A 16,958-nucleotide genomic window follows, 5' to 3' on the forward strand; every position below is an offset into this window, starting at 1 on the left:
GGTCGCCGGCTTAGCCGTTCTGCGCTTGCCGCTTTGTATTCCCCCAATATCCATTTTTCATGAACACTTACACCATAGACTTATCGTTACGTCCGACTACATTCGATTTGTGGCACGTTTGCTTAGCCGGAACCGCGGCTGTGTTGGCTTTCATTTTGATCGCGGTGCTGGTATCGGTATTGCTGGGCTTGCGCCGCTGTAAATCGACCCGGCAACCGGACATGCCGATCGCGGCACCCGAACCCCAAATCAAAGTGGTGGAAAAGATCGTCGAAGTCGAAAAAATCGTTCAGGCACCGGCCCCGGAACCCGTGGTGCTCAAAGAAGCCACGCCGGATGCGGCTTTACAGTTATTAAGTTTGTTGCAGAAGGAAGCCCGTTTCCTCGATTTCGTCAAAGAAGACGTCAGTGCGTTTGCCGATGCTGAAATAGGCGCCGCGGCGCGCGTCGTGCATCAAGGCTGCAGTAAAGTGATCAACGAGCACTTCAAGTTGGCGCCGGTCAGTCAGGATGCCGAAGGTAGCCGCGTGACCCTGAACAAAGGCTTCGACGCCGCCGCATTTCGTTTGACCGGCAATATCGTCGGCGAAGCCCCGTTCTCCGGCGTGTTGGTGCATAAAGGCTGGCAGGTCACCGAGCTGCATTTGCCGAAACTGACCGAAGGCCACAATGCCAAAATCATCGCTGCGGCCGAGGTTGAATTATGACGGCGCGTTACTCGGTCGGTATCGATTTGGGTACCACGCATTGTGTAATGTCTTATGTCGATTTGGCGGCGGGCGACGATAGTCCGGCACTGGAAGTGTTTTACACGCCGCAACTGGTTTCGCCGGGCGTGATTGAGGATAAAGCCCAACTGGCCTCGTTCGCCTACATAGCCCATCCGGCGGAAATCGCCGAGGGCGCGTCGGCTTTGCCGTGGACCGCCAAACCCGAGCATCTGGTCGGCGAAATCGCCCGTAGCCTGGGAAGCAAGACCCCAATTCGGCTGGTTTCCAGCGCCAAGAGCTGGTTGTGCCATGCCGGCGTCGACTGCAAACAGGCGATTCTGCCGGTCGACGCGCCGGAAGACGTGGCCAAGATTTCGCCGTTCGCCGCCAGCAAAGCCTATTTGCAGCATTTGCGCGACGCCTGGAATCATCGTTTCCCGGATCAGCCGTTGCAGCAGCAGGACTTGACCATCACGGTGCCGGCGTCGTTCGATCCGGCCGCACGGGAATTAACCGTGGAAGCCGCGCGCGAAGTAGGTCTGGGCCAAGCCGTGTTGCTCGAGGAACCGCAGGCGGCTTTGTACAGTTGGATCGAAAAAAGCGCTGGCGACTGGCGCAATCAGGTCAAAGTCGGCGATGTGATTTTAGTCGTCGATATCGGCGGCGGCACCACCGACTTGTCATTGATTGCCGTAACCGAACAAGACGGCAATTTGCAATTGACCCGGGTGGCGGTAGGCGATCATATTCTGCTCGGCGGCGATAACATGGATTTGGCGCTGGCGTATACGGTTAAGGCCAAGCTGGAAACCGACGGCGGCAAAAAATTGGAGCCCTGGCAATTGCAGGCCTTGACCCATGCCTGCCGCGAAGCCAAAGAAAAACTGTTTAACCAACCCGATTTGGCTGCTATGCCGCTTGCGGTTGCCGGGCGCGGGTCGTCGCTGATCGGCGGCACTTTGCGCAGCGAACTGACTCGGGACGAATTGAACCGGATCCTGGTGGACGGCTTTTTGCCGCATGCTCAAGCCAGCGATAAACCGGTATCGCGGCCGCGCAGCGGTCTGCGCAACGTCGGCCTGCCGTATGCGCAGGATGCCGGCATTACCCGGCATCTGGCGGCCTTTCTGTCCAGACAGCGCCAGGCAACCGACGAGTTCAGTTCAATCGCGCTGGCCGAACACGCCAGCTTCCTGCACCCGACCGCGCTGTTGTTCAACGGCGGTGTATTGAAGGCCGGCGTGTTGGCCGAACGGCTGATGGCGGTATTGAACAATTGGTTGCAGACCGAACAGGCCGCTCCAGCCCGCTTGCTGCATGGGGCCGATCTGGATTTGGCGGTCGCCCGCGGTGCGGCATATTACGGTTTCGTGCGCCAAGGTAAAGGCGTGCGGATCAAAGGCGGTACTGCCGCCGCCTACTACGTCGGCATCGAGAGTGCAATGCCGGCGGTACCCGGTTTGCCGCCGGCGATAGAGGCGTTGTGTATCGCACCGTTCGGCATGGAAGAGGGCAGCGAACAGGAATTGCCGCACGACGAATTCGGCTTGGTCATCGGCGAGCCGGTACGCTTCCGTTTCTTTGGTTCCAAAACCCGGCGCGAAGACAAGGTTGGCGATCGTCTCGACGAATGGAGCGACGACGAATTGGAAGAGTTGGACGAAATCGAAATTACCTTGCCGGTGGAAGATGGCCGTCAAGCCGGTGAAATCGTACCGGTGCATTTATCGGCCGCGGTAACCGAAGTCGGGACGCTGGAATTGCGCGCCGTCTCGCGACGCGACCAGCAGCGCTGGAAAATCGAATTCGATGTTCGCGCCGGCGAAGTCTAATCGGTAACTTTTCTGCCCTAAATAAAAAATAAGGCCGGAATTCCGGCCTTATTCGTATCTACGCTCCAGCGTGGCGGAATTATTGCCGGTAGTAAGGCTGCTGGTATTGCTGCTGTTGAGGATAGCCTTGCTGGTACGGTTGTTGCGGGTAGCCCTGCTGCGGGTATTGTTGCTGGTAGGGTTGGTTTTGCTGCGGATACTGTTGGTATGGCTGATTTTGTTGCGGATAACCCTGTTGCTGCTGCGGATAGCCTTGCTGTTGGTAAGGCTGGTTCTGCTGCGGATATTGTTGGTTTTGCTGGGCGGCGCCGGCGTTCTGGTTAGCGTTGATCGACAACTCCACCCGGCGGTTGATGGCCCGGTTGGCGTCGCTGGTGTTCGGCACTTTCGGCGAACTTTCGCCCATGCCCTGTTGCGAGATGCGCATCCGGTTCACGCCGCGGGACGATAGAAAATTGGCGACACTGGTGGCGCGGGCTTCGGACAGCCGCTGGTTGTCGGCATCCGAGCCGACATCGTCGGTGTGGCCGGTGACCGAAAGCGTCGAATCGGGATAGTTGTTCAGTACCCGGGCGACCGGATCCAGCGCATGTTGCGCCTCCGGCGTCAAATCCGATTTACCGAAGGCGAAGGTGACGTCGCTGGTGCTGGGCATGTTCAATACCAATTGGTTTTCGGCCGTACGCTGCACTTCGATACCGGTGCCTTGCAGCGATTGCTGCATCTCTTCCTGCTGTTTATCCATGTAATAACCGATACCGGCACCGACTGCAGCACCGGCCAAAGCGCCCAAGCCGGCGTTTTTCCAATCGTTGCCGCCGAACAGGGTACCGGCGCCGGCACCGACCGCGGCGCCGATGCCGGCGCCTTTGCCCAGATTGCTCATGCCGGACTGGCCGGTATACGGGTTGGTGGCACAAGCGCTCAGCAGCGCGGCGCTGATGGAAATGGCAAGTAATTTCTTATACATAGTCTTGGTCCTGGTTGTGATGCAAAAATCGTCGACGCCAATTTGGCATGCCGTCGGTTGCCGGAAATTTAAACGTCGTTTTCTTAAATCGTTCTTAAAATCGGCGGCGACCATTGCCGGGTGAGTTACCAGTTAAGGCAAAGGCGGCTGAGGCTCCCCAATTTCGTCGATCTGTACGCTCTGTCCCACGGCTAGGCTGCCCGATTTGTCATGCAACGCATTTTGCCCGAAATACACTTTGTTCTGCCATTTGCGTAGCCGGCTTAAGGTCGCCAACGGTTCTTTGCCGGAAATCGCGGTTTCCGGATCGATTGTCGGCACCGGGCAGCGCGAACATGGTTTGGGCAGCCGGAAACCGATACCGTTGATGCTGACCCGCCGCCATCGGTCTTCGGCATAACTGTCGCAGCCGGAAACCACCAGATTGGGCCGGAAACGGACCATGTCGTAGTCCAATTGCATGGCTTGATTCAAGGCCGTCAACGAACCCTCGGATACCAGCAAAAACGGAAAGCCGTCGGAGAACGCCGTTTGGTCGGCGACCGTCGCATAGTTGAGGTCGACTTGGCGGCGGTCCTCGGCGGCTTGGTATACCAGGCGACAATCGGTTTGCAAAAACTCGCTGAGCCAAGCGTCGGCTTCGGCACCGCAGGTTTCCGCTCGGCATTGGTCGTGCCAGACAGTAACCTCGATGGTTTCGCTGCTGCTGGCGGTTAACGGCAATATCAGATCCCTTCTGCCAGGGGCCGACAGAATCAAGCGGTCGGCATCGATCCAGGTTTTTACCAGGGCCATTTGCGGTAAACGCCGTTGGCTGAGAAATTGACGGTCGCGGTCGATGAGCATCCATTTGCGGTCGTAAAGCAGACCTTTCTCATCGACCGGCCATTGCGTAACCTGGAATCCGGACAAGGATTTGACCGGGTAGACATAGATTCGGCTGAGTGTCGGCATGGATTTTTGCTTTAGCTGAAATTCAAGTCGGTTTGGGTATGAAGTAGATGTTCGGCCAATTCGCTATTCAGACTGTCGAATTTGATGCCATAGCGGTTTTGGTCGGCGTCATGGTGGACGACGGTGGCTTCGATCTGGAACCGTCGACCGTCGCCGAATAGCAGAAATAGGCTAACCCGGCTTTTTTTTTTAATTTTTTTGCTGGTGATAACCGCGGCGCCGCGGCTGCTGATGTCGCGCAACAATACCGGAAACAGACGCGGAAACCAAAGGCTGTGTATTTTTACGGCCGCTTTGATGTCGTTGCGCAGATAGCGCACGGCAGTGCGTTTGTTGGACCATTCGCTATCAAGATCGATTTCTTGATCGAGAAAATCCATGGAAAAATCCGAATCAGACATAGCGAATGCCACAAGCAAGGAGTGGTTAAGTATTGAACCTAAACCGGTAAAATTCAATAGAAGCCACACGATTATCGGTTAGGCTTGCTGGCAATTTATCGATAAAATGCAGGGATCTTTACGGATAGCCGCAAAACATGAAAAAACTCCAACGCTTAGCCGCCGGCCTATTGATTCCATTCTGTTGCAGTGTGCCGCTACCGGCCGCGGCCAAGGCCAAACCGACTACGGCCGCCGCCAAGCCTCAAACCAAACCAGCCCCCGCGCCGGCCCAGCAAACGCCGAAGCAAATCGTCAAGATCGCGTACTTCGCGCAGGAACAGGTCGCGCCGCCGGCTTTGTCCAACTTGGACCCGTTCATTCCAAACAAAGGCGAGCTCGGCGCCGAATTGGCGATTAGCGACAACAATACCACCGGCCAATTTACCGGCCAGCAATACGAACTGAAAAAAATCCTGGTCCCGGCCGACGCCGATCCGCAATCCCTATTCGATGGCATCGACGCCGACCTGGTGTTGCTTAATGTCGCAGCCGACCAATTGAATAAACTGGCCGATCGGCCGATCGCCAAAACCAAACTGCTGTTCGATGTCGCCAATAGCAGCGACGAGTTGCGCAACGCGGATTGCCGGCATAACGTCTTGCACATCTTGCCGAACCGGGCGATGCGTGCCGACGCCCTGGCGCAATACATGTTGAAAAAGCGCTGGCAGAATTGGTTTTTAGTCGTAGGCCCGGCGCCGGAAGACAAACTCTACGCGGCCGCGATCAAACGCGCGGCCAAGCGCTTCGGTATGAAGCTCGTCGCCGAGAAAGAATGGAACCAGGATTACGACGCCCGCCGCACGGCCCAAGCCGACGTGCCGACCTTCACCCAGGTCGACGATTACGATGTGCTGGTAATTGCCGACGAGCAGGGCCTGTTCGGCGAATATCTGGATTACCGCACCTGGAAACCGCGGCCGGTGATCGGCACCCAAGGCCTAACCGCGACGGCCTGGCACCGGAGCCACGAACAGTGGGGGGCGGTGCAATTGCAGAACCGTTTCAAGATTGCATCGGGGCGTTGGATGGAAGAGCAGGACTACGCCGCTTACCTGGCGGTCAGAGCCATCGGCGAGGCTAGTATCCGGACCAAATCCAACCAGATGCCGGCGTTGAAGGATTATCTGTTGTCCGATGCCTTTGCCTTGCAAGGTTATAAAGGCATGCCGCTGTCGTTCCGCAAATGGGACGGCCAGTTACGGCAACCCATCCTGTTGGCCGCGCCGCGCTCGCTGGTGGCAGTGGCGCCGATCGAGGGTTTTTTGCATCCGAAAACCGAACTCGATACGCTGGGCTTCGACCAACCGGAAACGGGTTGTAAATAATCATGGTTTCGACAAATCGGATCAATTCGGCAAGGAAGTCGGCATGAGCGACAAGCGGCGGATGGAGATCAGCCAGTCGGCGATATCCGGCGTACTGGCAGTGGAAGAGCCGTCAGTCAAGGGCAAAGGCTTCCAGCCAAAGCCGTTCAAAATTCAAAGCCGTTATCAACCGGCCGGCGACCAGCCCACAGCGATTCGACAATTGGTGGAAGGCATTAACGACGGCGAAGTTCACCAAACCCTGCTTGGGGTAACGGGTTCCGGCAAAACCTTCACCATTGCCAACGTGATTCAGCAGACGCAACGGCCGGCGATGATCATGGCGCCGAACAAAACCCTGGCAGCCCAGCTTTACGGCGAGATGAAGGAGTTTTTTCCGGAAAACAGCGTCGAGTACTTCGTCTCCTATTACGACTATTACCAGCCGGAAGCCTATATCCCGGCTTCCGACACCTTCATCGACAAGGACGCGTCGCTGAACGAACATATCGAGCAGATGCGCTTGTCGGCGACCAAGGCGTTGCTGGAGCGGCGCGATACCATCGTCGTCGCCACCGTGTCGGCGATCTACGGCTTGGGCGAGCCGGAATCCTATTTCCAGATGGTGTTGCATCTGGTGCGCGGCGATATGATCAAGCAGCGCGACATTCTGCGCCGGCTGGCGGAAATGCAATACACCCGCAACGATATCGAGCTGCGTCGCGCCACCTATCGGGTGCGCGGCGATGTGATCGACGTGTTTCCGGCCGAATCGGAAGAGCAGGCTTTGCGTATTGAACTGTTCGACGACGAGATCGAACGCCTGTCGATGTTCGACCCGTTGACCGGCGAGGTTACCCAGCGCCTGGCCCGGTTCACGCTGTATCCGAAAAGCCATTACGTCACGCCGCGCGACCAGTTGCTCAGTGCGGTCGAAAAAATCAAGTTGGAATTGGTCGAACGGCTGGCGCAGTTGCGCGAAGACCATAAGTTAGTCGAAGCCCAGCGGTTGGAGCAGCGCACGTTGTTCGACATCGAAATGATTATGGAAGTCGGCTACTGCTCCGGCATCGAAAATTACTCGCGGCATTTGTCCAATCGCACCGAAGGCGAGTCGCCGCCGACCATGTTCGACTATCTACCGAAAGATGCGTTGGTCATCATCGACGAAAGCCACGTCACGGTGCCGCAGATCGGGGCGATGTACAAAGGCGACCGTTCGCGTAAGGAAACCTTGGTCGAATACGGATTCAGACTACCGTCGGCGCTGGATAACCGGCCGCTACGTTTCGAAGAGTTCGAGCGCATTTGCGGGCAACGGATTTACGTGTCGGCCACGCCGGGCGGTTACGAGAAGGAGCACGCCGGCGCCGTGGTCGAGCAAGTGGTGCGTCCGACCGGCTTGGTCGATCCGATCGTGGAAGTGCGGCCGGCCACCAGCCAGGTCGACGATTTGCTGTCGGAGATCAACAAGCGGATTGCGGTGCAGGAACGGGTGTTGGTGACGACATTGACCAAGCGCATGTCGGAAGATTTGACCGATTACCTGATGGAACACGGCATCAAAGTCAGGTATCTGCATTCGGATATCGAGACGGTGGAACGGGTGGAAATCATCCGCGATTTGCGGCTGGGGGTGTTCGACGTATTGGTCGGCATCAACCTGTTGCGTGAAGGTCTGGACATCCCGGAAGTCTCGCTGGTGGCGATTCTGGATGCCGATAAGGAAGGCTTTTTGCGCTCGTTGACCTCGTTGATCCAGACCATCGGCCGCGCGGCGCGCAACGCCAACGGTAAAGTGATTCTGTACGGCGACAAAATCACGGGCTCGATGCAGCAGGCGATCGACGAAACCGAACGGCGGCGGGCGAAACAGATCGAATTCAACAAGCAGCATAATATCCAGCCCCGCACCGTATTCAAATCGGTCACCGACATCCTGGAGTTGGCGATTCCCGGTTCCGGCGGTTCGATCAGTACCGCCCGAGCCAAAGTGGCGGAACCGGCCGGCAATTACAAAGCGTTGACGCCGAAGCAGGCCGCCAAGACCCTCAAGCAATTGGAAGAAAAGATGTATCAGCATGCCAAGAATCTGGAATTCGAGGACGCCGCCCGGGTCAGGGATCAAATCAAACTGTTGCAGGCAGAGATGGCGGTTTGAGCGGACACCGGCGGTGGCAGACAAATTACCATCGTCTAAACTTTGAACTGAGTTGAAACAAAGCGACCGCGTCTGGGGTAAAACGTCGTTACATCTCGCTCCGCGTTAAAGTCGACATGGCTAGCGCGGCGCCGAAACATTGCTAGGAACGGTTCGAATTTGAAGTCCAAAAACATGATTGCCGCCAAACACTTGCTTACCGATAACGTCAGAATCCTGAAAAGCGAGGTCTCCAAAACCACTTACCAAGGCGTGGCCATCGCCCTGCTGGCGATCGTCTGTGCGCTGTTGGCTTTGAGTTTTTATTACACCGGCGAGATCTCGTTCGCGGGCATCATCCGCGCCCAAACCGAAAACTACGGCTTGTGGGTGTTGGAGGCGCTACCGTTTCTGTTCGGATTTTGGGGCCAATATTCGAGTTCGGTGATTGCTTATCAGGCTGGCGCCATGATATTCGACCAGACTCAGGAGTTGCGCAACCGGGCCGAAACCTTGGAGAAACAAGTCAGTTACTCGTCCACCCACGATGCGGTGACCGACTTGCCCAACCGGGTTTTGTTTTACGATCGGGTAGAGCAAGCGCTACATGCGGCCAACAACCAGGGCAAAATGTTATCGGTACTGTTGGTCGAAGTCGCCAACTTCAAGGAAGTTTACGACACGCTGGGCCGTAACAGCAGCGACATGATCTTGCGCCAAATCGCCACCCGCCTGCAGAGCGTGGTGATGGGGAGCGACAGCGTGGCTCGGATCGACAGCAATATTTTCAGTTTGCTGCTGCCCGCCACCGAAAGCGAAGACGCATCGCTGAATCTGGCCAAGAACATTCAGGCGGCCTTGGATCCCGCATTCAAAGTCGAGCGTTTGAATCTGGCCATCCACACCAACATCGGCATCGTCAATTTTCCGGAACACGGCGATGACGTCGACACGCTGGTGCAAAAAGCCGGCGTAGCCTTGTTTATGGCCGCCAAATCGCACGAGGGTTATACGATTTACGCACCGTCGTACGACGACCACAGCCCGCGCCGATTGACACTGATGAGCGAATTGCGCCAGGCCATCGAAAAAGAACAACTGATGATTTATTACCAGCCCAAAGTGTCGATTCAGACCGGTAAAATATACGGCGTCGAAGGCTTGGTAAGGTGGGCCCATCCCAAACATGGCTTTATCGCGCCGGACGAGTTTATCCCGATGGCGGAAAGAACTCGCGTCATCAAGCACCTGACCTTGTGGATGTTGAAACGTGCGTTCAGGGATTGCGCGGAATGGCGGCGGCAAGGTCTGGAACTGGTGGTGTCAGTCAACCTGTCGACCAAGGATTTACACGATCCGGATTTGCCGGACGTGATGGCGGGCGTCGCCGCGGCGGCCAACATCAAGCCGGCCTGGATGATGCTGGAGATCACCGAAAGTTCGATCATGAACGATCCGGAGCGGGCCATGGAAACGATTTTGCGCCTGCATGAGATGGGGTATAAATTGTCGATCGACGATTTCGGTACCGGGTATTCCTCGCTCGCGTATTTGAAAAAGATGCCGCTCAGCGAATTAAAGATCGACAAATCCTTTGTCTACGATTTATTAAAAAGCGACAACGACGCCGTCATTGTCAAAGCCACAATCAATCTGGCGCATAACCTGGGTTTGCAGGTCGTCGCCGAGGGTGTCGAAACCGGCGAGGTGCTGGACCGACTGGCCAGTTACCGTTGCGATATCGCCCAGGGCTACTGGTTTAGCAAGCCCAAGCCATTCCACGAATTCAATACTTGGTTGCAGCAAAGCAGCCACAATCACTAAATTTGCCATTTACTCGCGAAGGAATAGAAAGACGATGTCTACAGCTTGGGCCGGCGGGGCCGATGCGATAGCGGAACGCATGGAAAAAATGACGGAACTGTTCGTCGCCGAAACCCGAAAAGCGATATACACCGGGGAATCCGCCACCCACTGCGAAGAATGCGGCGAGCCGATTCCGGAAGCGCGGCGCGCGGCAATTCCCTGCAAATACTGTTTGCCTTGCCAAACCAGCCTGGAAAAAGCCGGTAAATAACCCGCTCAAGCGTCGCTTTGCCGGAAAGGCAAATATTTTGCGGCATCCAGTTTGTACTCTGCGATCAGTTGCCGTTCCCGAGCGACGAAGCGTGCCACCGCGGCGGCGAAACCGGGATCGCGCAGCCAATGGGCGGAATAGGTCGTGACCGGCTCGAAACCGCGGGCGATCTTATGCTCGCCCTGGGCACCGGAATCGAAACGCTGTAAACCGTGCTCGATGCAATACTCCAATCCCTGGTAATAACAGGCCTCGAAATGCAAGGCGCTGTATTCTTCGTAACATCCCCAATAGCGGCCATACAGCGTGTCGGCGCCAACAAAGCTCAGGGCTGCGGCAACCGGCTGCCGCTGTTTCAATGCGACGACCATCAATAAGCGCTCCGGGATTTCGGCGGCGAGCAGCCTGAAAAACTCCGGATTCAGGTAAGGTTGGGATTGGCGTTTTAGATACGTTAGCGCATAAAAGTCATAGAACGCTCGCCAATATTCGTCGCCGATATCGCGGCCGCTCAAGCGCAACATACTAATGCCTTGCTCCTCCACCCGCCGCCGCTCGCGTTTGACCATCTTGCGCTTACTGGAGCTCAGCATCGCCAGGAAATCGGCAAAGTCCCGGTAACCGCGGTTGAACCATTGAAATTGAACGCCTTCGCGGATGTTAAACCCGCGCGCCGCCATAATCTCGGCCATTTCCCGTTCCGGGAACAGGCAGTGCAGCGACGAAATACCCTGGGCAGCGGCGTTGTCAGCCAGGAAACCGCATAGGGTATCGACTACCTGGTCCGGACTCACGCCCTGCCGCAACGCAAGCCGCGGTCCGGGGCAGGGCGTGAACGGAATCGCATTCAGCCACTTCGGATAGTACGCCATACCTTGTTCGGCATAAGCCTGAGCCCAGCGCTGATCGAACACGTATTCGCCCCAAGAATGGCTTTTCCGATACAAGGGCAGGGCGGCGACCAATTCGCCGTTATCGGTGCAGCGCAAATGCGCGGGTTGCCAGCCGTTCTCGGCGGAGACGGCTCCGCTACGCTCCAAAGCGCTAAGGAAGGCATAGTCGAAAAAGGGATAACGGTCATCGGCCAAACTGCGCCATTCCTTATGTCCAAAGTCGGCGAAACCGCTAATTTGCGTGACGTCCATGGCTAAAACCATTACAGTTGAAAGCCACAAGATACCACCGATAATTGGCTTATGACGACGCAAAAACCGTTTTCCCAATCCTGCGAAAATAACAAACAGCCTATCTTGCGGGTGATCGAAACCGTATTCACCGATCCGACCACGGTCTGGGAAATCGGCAGCGGCACCGGCCAGCACGCTTGCTACTTTGCCGAACAACTGCCGCATTTGGCCTGGCAACCCACCGACCGTGCCGAAAACCTGGCCGGTATCGAGCAGTGGCGAATCGCAGCCGGCTTGCCCAACCTGCATCCGCCGCTGTGCCTGGACGTTGAGCACGCCCCCTGGCCTTGTTCACGAATCCAGGCCTTGTTTAGCGCCAATACCCTGCACATCATGAGTCAAACCCAGGTCGAAGCCTGTTTTGCCGGCTTAGGCGAATACCTGAACGCCGCGGCTCCCGTTTGCTTCTACGGCCCGTTTAACTACGCCGGCAGTTACACCAGCGACAGCAATGCCCGATTCGATGAGTGGTTAAAGCAGCGCGATCCGCTGAGCGGTATCAAACATTTCGAGAATATTGTCGAACTGGCAGCCCAAGCCGGGCTGGAATTACGTTCAGACTGTGAAATGCCGGCCAATAACCGGTTGTTGGTGTTTCGCAAAAGTGATGGCTAAACCGATTGGGTGTCGAGTTCGCCGAATCCCGGCCGGATAGCCCCGCTAAACGGCGTGGATCTCTAACTTGTCTAGGACTTGTTTCACCGCTTGCAGCGAAACCGGCTTGATCAATATGGCATCGACACCGAATTCGCTGACCCAATCCAGATACATGACGTTACTGGATACTGCAATCAATTTCGGGCATTGGCTCTTTTCTTTGAGTTCCAATATGGTTTCGATCCCGTCTTTACCTTCCATCACGATATCGATGAAGCAGGCCGCTGGAGATTCTTCGCGGATTTGTTGATACAGGTGCAGCGCCGAATCGTTTTCGATGGCGGTAAAACCAAGTTGGGAAAGATGATGTTTCATCACGTGCCGAAACATCGCGTCGTCATCGACGACAAGGAGTTTTTTCATGGTGTTCTCTAACGGTTACTGCTTCATTCTTCAAGCCAGTCGCGGATTGCAGCTATCAAACGCCGATTGGCTGCCAGCAGTTCATGTTGACTGCCAAGGATGTGATCGCTACGTTTAGCCAGCGCATTTTCCAACAGTTCGGCGCTTTCCGCCAGCTCAATTGCCGCCAGACTTGCCGCTTGTCCTCTCAACTTATGCGCAAATTTTGCTGCCTCGTCAAACCGGTTGTACGCGAGATGGTCCGTCAATTTCGCCATCAAACTCGAATTCTCGCTAACGAATAGCGCTGCCAGTTCAGCGAATAACGATAAGCTTCCACCCAAAAGCAACGCGGCTTGCTTGGCATCGATCCCGGCGATTGTTGGCCAAAGCGGATCGGCTGCGTTTTCGGGTTCAGCGTCGGGAGGCGGATTGACGAGCGTGGCTTGGGCCGCAGTCGGCAATAACCATTGATTCAGCTTGGCGATCAATCCCTCGGGATCGACGGGCTTGGTCAGAAAGTCATTGAAGCCGGATTCGAGGCAGGCCTTATGTTCTGCGACGGAAATGCTGGCGCTCAAGGCAATGACCGGCAGCGATCGATGGGAGTCCTTGTTTCTAATCGCTTGGGTCGTGCTTATGCCGTCCAACTCCGGCATTTGGATGTCCATCAAAATGGCATCGTAGAGAACCGCATCGATTTGCGCGAGCGCTTCCAGGCCATTGTTGACCGCATCCACTTCCATTCCGGCCAACTGCAAAAATTCCGCAACCACCCGCTGATTGATCCTGTTGTCTTCCACAACCAAAATGCGCTTACCCGCCAGCGCTTGAGCCGCTTGCGCGATTTGACCGGAAACCGAAGGCGAAGCCGCGTCAGTCGCGGTGGTTTTATCCGCCGTCTGCAATACCGATGCCGCTTCTCGACACTGGTGGCAGCATTCGTCCAATAGGGCACGGGTCACTTGCCGTTGTTTCGCCGCCCGTTCCAGAATCGATGCCGCGCCGAATAGGGCTTTTGCGCCAAAATTTCCGGCCGAACCTTTGATATCGTGGGCAAGAGCCATTATTGCGGCGCTATCGTCGGCCGCGAAATAGGCGTTCAGCCGCGCTTCCACCGTTGCCAGGCTACGCGCAAAACCTTGCAGCAATTCGAACATATCTTCGTCGTTGCCTCCCAGCATTAAATTGAGGTTGGACAGATCGAACCCAGGCAATTTCAGGCGCGGCCTTTGGGTGGCGGTTAGCATACCGATAGCGTCGGCATCGGTCCTGGACAATTCCGGCTTGGTCCAATTCAACAGGGTGTTTAACAAATGCACTGGCTCGATCGGTTTGGATACGAAATCGGTCATCCCCGAGGCCAGGCAAAGTTCCTTTTCCTCGTAGGTTACGCCGGCCGTCAGAGCGATAATCGGCAGCCGAGCGTGTGCGGGTTGTTGCCGAATTAATTGGGTTGCCTCGATTCCGCCCATCTCCGGCATATTCACATCCATCAATATTGCGGCAAAGCCGGGGTTTAACGCCAAGCATTCCAGCGCCTCCCGACCGTTGGTCGCAAAAGTGGTCTTGATGCCGGCCAGTTGTAAAAACTCGCGCACAACCTGTCGATTTAACGGATTGTCTTCCGCGATCAGTACTTCCATGCCGGTCAACACCGCGGCATAGGTTTGCATACGGTCAGTTAGACCGCCGGCGCTGCTGTGAATGGGTTGCTCCTGGCAAAGCTGCGTTTCTTGTTCGGTCGCCAATCCCAGCGACAAAGTGAAGGTAAAAGTACTGCCTTGGTTTACGGCACTCGCGACATGAAAATCGCTGCCCATCATCAGTAGCAATTTACGGCTGATGGCCAAACCGAGGCCGGTCCCGCCGAATCGACGGGAAATGGAACTGTCGGCCTGGCTGAAGGGTTGAAATAACTTTTCCTGGTCGGCCGGGGCAATCCCAATGCCTTGGTCTGCAATCGCGAATGCCAAATTTACCCGTTGCTCCTCGCGGGAAACCAGCTCGATCGTCAAGCGCACTCGGCCTTGCGTCGTGAATTTGAGTGCATTGGAGATCAAATTGGTTAAGATCTGTTGAATCCGCAATTTGTCGCCCACAACCATCGCGGGCACATCATTTCCGATCTGCAATTGCAGCTCCAAACCTTTTTGTTCTGCCGGAAATCGAAATAGCCCCTCAATATCCGCGACCAGGCGGGCAATGCCGAACGGATGGGCTTCTATGGTCATGCCGCCGGCTTCGATTTTAGAAAAATCGAGAATGTCGTTGATGATGCTGAGTAAATGATCGGAAGAGCCTTTGATTTTTTCCAGATAATCCCGAATCTGCGGCGATACATCCCGATTCATGGCAAGTTGCGACAAACCGACGATCGCGTTCATCGGGGTCCGTATTTCGTGACTCATATTGGCCAGGAACTCGCTTTTCGAACGGGCGGCAGATTCCGCTTTGCTATTGGCTTGTCTGAGATCCTGCTCCAACCGCTTCAGTTCGGTGATATCGGCGGCGCTGACGACCGTGCCGTCTTCCTTACCTTGCCGGTCGTAGATCATGGTTGCATCCAACATGAACTGGCGATATTGGCCCTGGCTATTGCGCAAACTATGGTGCCCGGTGTAATTGCCCTCTAACCGAATCCGCTCCAACAGACAGGAATAAATCTGCCACGGGCGTGGCGGCGTTTGCTCTTTCAGCAGTCGAATGTCGTCTGCAGATAACCAATCGTCCAAATAAAAGGGGGTTGCGGCATCTAACGCCGCCAAACCCAAAAATTGCAAACCTTGTTGATTGGCCTGCACGATACGGCCATAAGGGTCAAGCCGATAGACCAGGCTGGAAACGGCATCGATCACACGTTGACTGCGATTAGCCAGATCCTGTTGCAGCCGATTGGCGGCGCTTAATTCGTTACGCTGACGCTCCACTTCCCGCAGCATCGCGTCGGCATGTTCGGCTTCCTCCAGCAATTGTTTTTGTAATGCGGCATTTGCCAGTTTTAGCGATTCGATCTGCAGTTGCAGCGCCTCAAAATCCTGATTGTTCTGGTTCATCGCTATGTTTACCGAATACCCATGAGAAAACAGGCCGTTTAGCCTTTGCGATAATAGATGCGTACGCCGGACGGAACTTGGATTTCTGCGCCAGCGACCCCGTTCTGAAATGAGTGCAGGCTCGGTTTAAAACCGAACCTCGGTTAGGTGTTAACAGCCGCCAGGGCTAAAGGATTGGCTAAACCTAGCCGCCAAATCGATCCATCCATTTCAGAAAAAGCTGTTGCAGTGGTGGCGGGGAAGCGGGTGAAACCGGAGCATCGATCGGTCTGCAGCAATCGCAGCAAGATCCGCCGCCTTCACAGTCGGTTTCGACACCATTCTGAAGCAGCAAAAATTTTTGACACTGTGCAGCCCGCGTTAGCCGGTGTCACTGCCGATGTAGCCGGTTTGCGAGTATGTCAGCAGTTTTTTTGGCGAAAGTAGGACAAGCCAAAACCCGCCGGGCTTCTTGCGGGTTTTGGAATCGATTAACCCGGCCCTTGAATACCGTTGGCCCCAAGCAAAGTAAGCCCTCTTCGGGCGCATGGCGTTAACAAGCAACAGGGCAACGCTTGCTGCAACGTCTGCATTTTGCCAAAGCCCGGCATAAACGGGATCGCGAGTACCCGTTCTGAAAAGAGGGCGTGCCGATATTGATATTATTTGGTTCGGGCGGAGCGTATCGCAGCCTGATGCGGTGCCAAGCCGGTTAAATGCGGTTACGTGAACTTACCGCAGCATTGGTGTTATTCCAGTGCCACCAACTATCAAGGCTTGGCGGGGTTGGTGGAGATAGATGTTTGGTGATGGACGCTGTAGCGTCTGGGGCGGCGTTCCCACGTGGAGCGTGGGAACGATGGAAATACATTATTTGCCTTTAAGTGCGTAATTGCACGCACTTGCACACCCAAGTGCACGCCATCTGCACACCTAAGTGCATCACTTGCACACCCTTGGTCTGACAAGTTGCACAAGTGATGGTTTTAGCTCTCTAGGATGTGTTTTTACCTTTCAACTTGCGCATCGATTCACCCTTGAGTTCTATCGGATGAGCCCGATGGACGATCCGGTCCAAAATCGCGTCGGCAACAGTGGCGTCTTCGAACAATTCGTACCATTTATTAGTCGGGTATTGACTGGTGAGGATTAAGGAGCCGACCATCGATTGCTGATCCAGGATTTCTAAAAGTATCGGCCCTAATTGAGCGGGTACGCCGCCAATGCCGACATCGTCGATGATTAACAACGATGCGCTGATTAATTGACGTCGCAGCTTGGGCAAACAGAGCCGGCCCCAAAAA

Annotated in this window: 14 protein-coding genes; 7 read left to right on the forward strand and 7 right to left on the reverse strand. The window is 55.5% G+C overall.

The window, feature by feature from the left end:
* Positions 1-59: 59 nt before the first annotated feature.
* Complete coding sequence (locus tag C2U68_RS04430) at positions 60-707, forward strand: DUF2760 domain-containing protein (RefSeq protein WP_140911294.1); 648 nt, start codon at positions 60-62, stop codon at positions 705-707.
* Positions 704-2,542 (forward strand): Hsp70 family protein, encoded by a 1,839-nt coding sequence (locus C2U68_RS04435; protein WP_186289492.1) that lies wholly within the window; start codon positions 704-706, stop codon positions 2,540-2,542. Before C2U68_RS04430 ends, C2U68_RS04435 begins: the two co-directional genes overlap by 4 nt.
* Before the next feature lie 79 nt (positions 2,543-2,621).
* Here C2U68_RS04435 and C2U68_RS04440 read toward each other — a convergent pair whose 3' ends face one another.
* The 3 genes from C2U68_RS04440 to C2U68_RS04450 all read right to left on the reverse strand — a co-directional run bounded on the left by C2U68_RS04440 (position 2,622) and on the right by C2U68_RS04450 (position 4,867).
* Positions 2,622-3,512 carry an OmpA family protein gene (locus C2U68_RS04440; RefSeq protein ID WP_140911296.1) on the reverse strand — a complete coding sequence of 297 codons (891 nt, stop codon included), beginning with the start codon at positions 3,510-3,512 and terminating at the stop codon, positions 2,622-2,624.
* Between the two features lie 132 nt (positions 3,513-3,644).
* Positions 3,645-4,466: an MOSC domain-containing protein gene (locus tag C2U68_RS04445; RefSeq protein WP_140911297.1), complete on the reverse strand. Its 822-nt coding sequence runs from the start codon at positions 4,464-4,466 to the stop codon at positions 3,645-3,647.
* A gap of 11 nt (positions 4,467-4,477) precedes the next feature.
* Positions 4,478-4,867, reverse strand: coding sequence for a PilZ domain-containing protein (locus tag C2U68_RS04450; RefSeq protein WP_140911298.1), 390 nt, complete (start codon positions 4,865-4,867; stop codon positions 4,478-4,480).
* A gap of 137 nt (positions 4,868-5,004) precedes the next feature.
* Here C2U68_RS04450 and C2U68_RS04455 point away from each other — a divergent pair, with 137 nt between their 5' ends.
* From C2U68_RS04455 to C2U68_RS04470, 4 genes are all read left to right on the forward strand, one after another.
* Positions 5,005-6,237, forward strand: a complete 1,233-nt coding sequence (locus C2U68_RS04455) for an ABC transporter substrate-binding protein (RefSeq protein ID WP_140911299.1) — start codon at positions 5,005-5,007, stop codon at positions 6,235-6,237.
* A 43-nt stretch (positions 6,238-6,280) separates the two neighbouring features.
* Positions 6,281-8,377: an excinuclease ABC subunit UvrB gene (gene uvrB / locus C2U68_RS04460; protein WP_260839216.1), complete on the forward strand. Its 2,097-nt coding sequence runs from the start codon at positions 6,281-6,283 to the stop codon at positions 8,375-8,377.
* Positions 8,378-8,551: 174 nt separating this feature from the next.
* Positions 8,552-10,180, forward strand: a complete 1,629-nt coding sequence (locus C2U68_RS04465; protein WP_140911323.1) for a putative bifunctional diguanylate cyclase/phosphodiesterase — start codon at positions 8,552-8,554, stop codon at positions 10,178-10,180.
* Positions 10,181-10,214: 34 nt separating this feature from the next.
* The gene (locus C2U68_RS04470; protein ID WP_140911300.1) at positions 10,215-10,433 is read left to right on the forward strand and encodes a TraR/DksA C4-type zinc finger protein; all 219 of its coding nucleotides are present in this window, start codon (positions 10,215-10,217) and stop codon (positions 10,431-10,433) included.
* Between the two features lie 5 nt (positions 10,434-10,438).
* On the opposite strand, the gene C2U68_RS04475 is transcribed toward C2U68_RS04470, so the two are convergent.
* Positions 10,439-11,578, reverse strand: coding sequence for a GNAT family N-acetyltransferase (locus C2U68_RS04475; RefSeq protein WP_140911301.1), 1,140 nt, complete (start codon positions 11,576-11,578; stop codon positions 10,439-10,441).
* Between the two features lie 51 nt (positions 11,579-11,629).
* On the opposite strand from C2U68_RS04475, the gene C2U68_RS04480 reads away from it, so the two are divergent.
* Positions 11,630-12,235: a DUF938 domain-containing protein gene (locus C2U68_RS04480; protein ID WP_140911302.1), complete on the forward strand. Its 606-nt coding sequence runs from the start codon at positions 11,630-11,632 to the stop codon at positions 12,233-12,235.
* Positions 12,236-12,280: 45 nt separating this feature from the next.
* Here C2U68_RS04480 and C2U68_RS04485 read toward each other — a convergent pair whose 3' ends face one another.
* The 3 genes from C2U68_RS04485 to C2U68_RS04495 all read right to left on the reverse strand — a co-directional run.
* The gene (locus C2U68_RS04485; protein ID WP_140911303.1) at positions 12,281-12,640 is read right to left on the reverse strand and encodes a response regulator; all 360 of its coding nucleotides are present in this window, start codon (positions 12,638-12,640) and stop codon (positions 12,281-12,283) included.
* A gap of 23 nt (positions 12,641-12,663) precedes the next feature.
* Positions 12,664-15,675: a response regulator gene (locus C2U68_RS04490; RefSeq protein WP_140911304.1), complete on the reverse strand. Its 3,012-nt coding sequence runs from the start codon at positions 15,673-15,675 to the stop codon at positions 12,664-12,666.
* Positions 15,676-16,648: 973 nt separating this feature from the next.
* The coding region (locus tag C2U68_RS04495; protein ID WP_140911305.1) for an ATP-binding protein at positions 16,649-16,958 on the reverse strand (310 nt) is incomplete at its 5' end.

It is taken from the genome of Methylomonas koyamae, from assembly GCF_006483455.1.
Lineage (GTDB): Bacteria > Pseudomonadota > Gammaproteobacteria > Methylococcales > Methylomonadaceae > Methylomonas > Methylomonas koyamae_B.

Coding starts and splice junctions, on each gene's coding strand:
- C2U68_RS04430 (WP_140911294.1), top strand. CDS start 60: ATGAACACTTACACCATAGACTTATCGTTACGTCCGACTACATTCGAT.
- C2U68_RS04435 (WP_186289492.1), top strand. CDS start 704: ATGACGGCGCGTTACTCGGTCGGTATCGATTTGGGTACCACGCATTGT.
- C2U68_RS04440 (WP_140911296.1), bottom strand. CDS start 3,512: ATGTATAAGAAATTACTTGCCATTTCCATCAGCGCCGCGCTGCTGAGC.
- C2U68_RS04445 (WP_140911297.1), bottom strand. CDS start 4,466: ATGCCGACACTCAGCCGAATCTATGTCTACCCGGTCAAATCCTTGTCC.
- C2U68_RS04450 (WP_140911298.1), bottom strand. CDS start 4,867: ATGTCTGATTCGGATTTTTCCATGGATTTTCTCGATCAAGAAATCGAT.
- C2U68_RS04455 (WP_140911299.1), top strand. CDS start 5,005: ATGAAAAAACTCCAACGCTTAGCCGCCGGCCTATTGATTCCATTCTGT.
- uvrB (WP_260839216.1), top strand. CDS start 6,281: ATGAGCGACAAGCGGCGGATGGAGATCAGCCAGTCGGCGATATCCGGC.
- C2U68_RS04465 (WP_140911323.1), top strand. CDS start 8,552: ATGATTGCCGCCAAACACTTGCTTACCGATAACGTCAGAATCCTGAAA.
- C2U68_RS04470 (WP_140911300.1), top strand. CDS start 10,215: ATGTCTACAGCTTGGGCCGGCGGGGCCGATGCGATAGCGGAACGCATG.
- C2U68_RS04475 (WP_140911301.1), bottom strand. CDS start 11,578: ATGGACGTCACGCAAATTAGCGGTTTCGCCGACTTTGGACATAAGGAA.
- C2U68_RS04480 (WP_140911302.1), top strand. CDS start 11,630: ATGACGACGCAAAAACCGTTTTCCCAATCCTGCGAAAATAACAAACAG.
- C2U68_RS04485 (WP_140911303.1), bottom strand. CDS start 12,640: ATGAAAAAACTCCTTGTCGTCGATGACGACGCGATGTTTCGGCACGTG.
- C2U68_RS04490 (WP_140911304.1), bottom strand. CDS start 15,675: ATGAACCAGAACAATCAGGATTTTGAGGCGCTGCAACTGCAGATCGAA.